At 33.8% G+C, this 3,494-nt stretch carries 3 protein-coding genes; all 3 read right to left on the bottom strand.

Annotated elements, in window-relative coordinates:
- A partial coding sequence (locus H8Z82_RS16685; protein ID WP_186995743.1) for an NUMOD1 domain-containing DNA-binding protein occupies nt 1–1,004 on the bottom strand: 1,004 nt, incomplete at its 3' end.
- A gap of 43 nt (nt 1,005–1,047) precedes the next feature.
- The gene (locus H8Z82_RS16680) at nt 1,048–1,590 is read right to left on the bottom strand and encodes a hypothetical protein (RefSeq protein ID WP_186995742.1); all 543 of its coding nucleotides are present in this window, start codon (nt 1,588–1,590) and stop codon (nt 1,048–1,050) included.
- Nucleotides 1,591–1,601: 11 nt separating this feature from the next.
- Nucleotides 1,602–3,305: a GH25 family lysozyme gene (locus tag H8Z82_RS16675; RefSeq protein WP_186995741.1), complete on the bottom strand. Its 1,704-nt coding sequence runs from the start codon at nt 3,303–3,305 to the stop codon at nt 1,602–1,604.
- Nucleotides 3,306–3,494 lie beyond the last annotated feature (189 nt).

Genomic DNA, 3,494 nt, shown 5'->3' with positions numbered 1-3,494 from the left:
CCACGTTGTAATAGTGGTGGTAATTTATCATAATATGTATCGCACCATCTATATCCATGTGAAGAATTTTTCCGAATATCAGCATAACAATTAGACACATCCAAACATGAACGATTAATTGGTATATTTAATTTTCTAACTGCATCAGAAATACTTTCATACTGATTAATAAATTGACCATCTAATGTATATACATAAATTGTTTTCTTATTAGTGCTATTATGAATATCTTTTATAATTCTGTCATCGTTTTTATACTTCCATTGGAACCCAACAGCGGTAGGAGCCAGCTGCCTGCATGCATTTGATATACAATAAGTTTTATAATAATCAGATGCTTCTTTCAGGCTATCCCACTCTTTGATAAAGTTACCATATAAATCATATTGTAAGATAGGAGTACGACAATCATAAGGTATATATGGTTCTATTTTTGGTATAGGATCTTCTTCATATTCTCTCCACATAAATCCCTTCCATGTACGGCCTTCTTGAGATAGTGCCCAACGTATTCCACCACTCTCTTTATTTTGATTTATTTCTAATGCAGCGTTTCCTATGCTGGGATATGATTTAATAAAATTTCCATTTAGATCATATTGAGCAATTTTTACACAGTGGCCACCAACAAACATACCACCAGAAGCAATATTGTATCCATATTCTGGTTGATTAGATTTCAAATATAAAATAATTTCTTTTTCTAATTCTTCAGCTTCAGTTTGACTTAAGTTTGAAGCAATAACTTTATGTTCGATGTTGCTCCAGCCATATTTTTCAATTGCTCTATAAAACATTTGTGTCTTATATCCAAGCCCGTTCATCCATCGTATTTTAGGATGTCTCGAAGTAATTCCTACATAATACTTATCATGTCCATATGAATTTATTTCTTTTGGGACAATATGTATATATAAGTAAAATTTCAGTGAATCAGTAATCGTATTTTTACAATAATCATAAATTTTTTGATTTATTTCAGGTGATAAAAATTTATTTTCCATGTAGCCTTCCCCATAAAAAATAATCCCTACATAAATGCAAGGATTATTTTTTAAAACCATTGTCCATTAAATCTTGATAGTTTTTTAATACGAATTCCATAGAAGCAGTAACACGACCATTGGTCATCCCGTTCTGATCAAGAATTTTTTCATATTTGTCATACAAATCAATAATATGTTCATATTGTTCTTTGTTATAATTTCTGCCATTCATGACAGCATTAGAGAAATCTAAAATAGTTGTTCTTATATCATCAATCTCTTTATTGATAAGAAGCATCTTCAGTTCATTAATGCCATCCTGTAAGACTTTCTGATTATTTTCGAGATCATCTCTAATAGTAATAGACTGACCATGATAATCATGCTGAGACTGTTCAAAGTCAGCAATTTTCTGTTCCATATCAGAGAGTCTTTGTTCTAAAGCTTTCTTCTGCAGAGATGCTTTAGTTTCAAGCCCAAGCACATCAAGAAGCTTTTCCCATCCAGCTCTTAATGCTATAACAAGTGCCGCACAAAGAAGTATAGATATGATCACATTAACCTCTCCAAATTCATGGATCTTCTGTATCTGTTCGATGCCCATAACATACCCCCTTATGCTTTAGTAATATATTTGGCTGACACATAGCCTGCGTATTTTTTAGCGATTGATATTTTGTACCATTTAGCACCCTGAGAGTCTTTAGTCTCTCCAAGAACATCGACAAGATTATCTTTATTCAGCTGAGGATACTCTGGAAGCAATGGCTGTCCGGTACCAGGTTTCTTACGAACATTCAGTTTACTTGCAGTTACCTTTCCTACAAAAGGATATGGTGATTTCGGTTCTTTTTTATTAGGGTTCTTAATTCTGCCCTTTTCAACATAGCCAAAATATTTACCTGCAATTCTTACATGATATCTTGTTCCTGATTCACCAACAACATCAACAAGATTACCTGCATTAAGTTTAGGATATGTACTTAACTTAGAAGCTCCTGTAGCGCCTGAGAACACATCTGTTCCGTTAGTGGTACAAGAACCTACCCATGCAGTATAGGATTGATCTACGGGCTGATTAGACACATTAGGAGCTGAATTAGAGTTAAGAATAGATGTGACGAGAGAGTAGTCAGGACGACAGAACTTTGTTCCTGGCAGCTTGGAATTGTAATAATACTTAGAACATACACTACCACCATTTGCAACAATATCTGTTCCACCAGAAGTATTTCCAGAAGTATTTCCTTCGATAGTGAAGAATGCATCTCCATCAACCTTAGTAACAATACCTGTATGAACAAATGTACCGCCACGATAGAAGATTACGATATCTCCACGCTGAGGATTAGCATGTTTTGTGAATCTTGCTCCAAGAGTAGGACAATAAACATATGGAAAATCATTCTCATGTTTAAGTAATTTTTTCGCAGTTTCAAGTCCAAAGGTCTTATACATACACCATGATACCCATACGGCACACCAAGCAGATCCATTCCATGACGGCTTTAAATCTCTCCAATATTTTGTATAATTACCATATCCTGCATTCGCAGTTTTATCATCGAGTTGAGAGTTAGATTTCTTTTCGAGATAACCAACTTCAGCTCTTGCAGTAGCAATAAGAGCATCAATAGCTTGATCAATTGTTATAGAAGATGTTGTAGGTTTTGTAGTGGGTTTATTTGTAGAAGTGGAAGAAGTTTTAGAGAGATATTTCTTAGAGAAGCAGACGTTAGTATCAAACTTTTTGCCTGCCAGACCAGGCACTGTACCTCTGTCTGTGTACTGGAAGAAATCACATTTAATAGGTGGTTCATGATATGAATAATCTGATTTATAATGAGCTAACCAGAATACATAGCCTTTGTTTTTTACAGAAGAGTACATATTTTTGTAATAATCTGTATTAGCATAATATCCTGGAGTATATCCTGCTTTTTTAACTGTTTCGCAGAATTCAATAGTAAAACTATCGCATTCCTTTGCACCAAGTTTTATACCTTTCTTAGCAGCTTTATTAATAGTATCATATTCAAAATCTGCAAATACAATTTTAGGTTTGTATGCTTTAATTACTTCTAAGCATTTGTTAGCGTTTGCCTTTACCTCTGTAAGATTTGTAGCATATATAAACCAATATACAGCTACAATATTGATATTATTCTTTTTACAGGCTGCGGCATATTCATTGAATTTGGAATCAATAGTAGTTCCATATCCGGCACGAAGAATGATATTATCGTAACCGGCTTTTTTGATTTTGGCAAAATCTAAAGTATCCTGCCAAAAGCTAATATCTAATAATTTTGTTGCCATACTTATGCAACCTCCTTTTCGTATTGAGCATCATAATCTTCTTTTAAAACCTATATATATCCAGCACATGTGTGAGATCGTTCGCATATAACATCACTTAATTTTCATAAAAATAGAGAGCCTTGTCATGACACAAGACTCCCATTATAAAATCCATCTTTAATTTACCAGAACCGCACACACCAATAC

This window comes from Blautia difficilis (assembly GCF_014297245.1).
Classification (GTDB): domain Bacteria; phylum Bacillota; class Clostridia; order Lachnospirales; family Lachnospiraceae; genus Blautia_A; species Blautia_A difficilis.
Note: the sequence above shows the minus strand (reverse complement) of the source record. Positions and strands in the feature narration are given on the sequence as shown.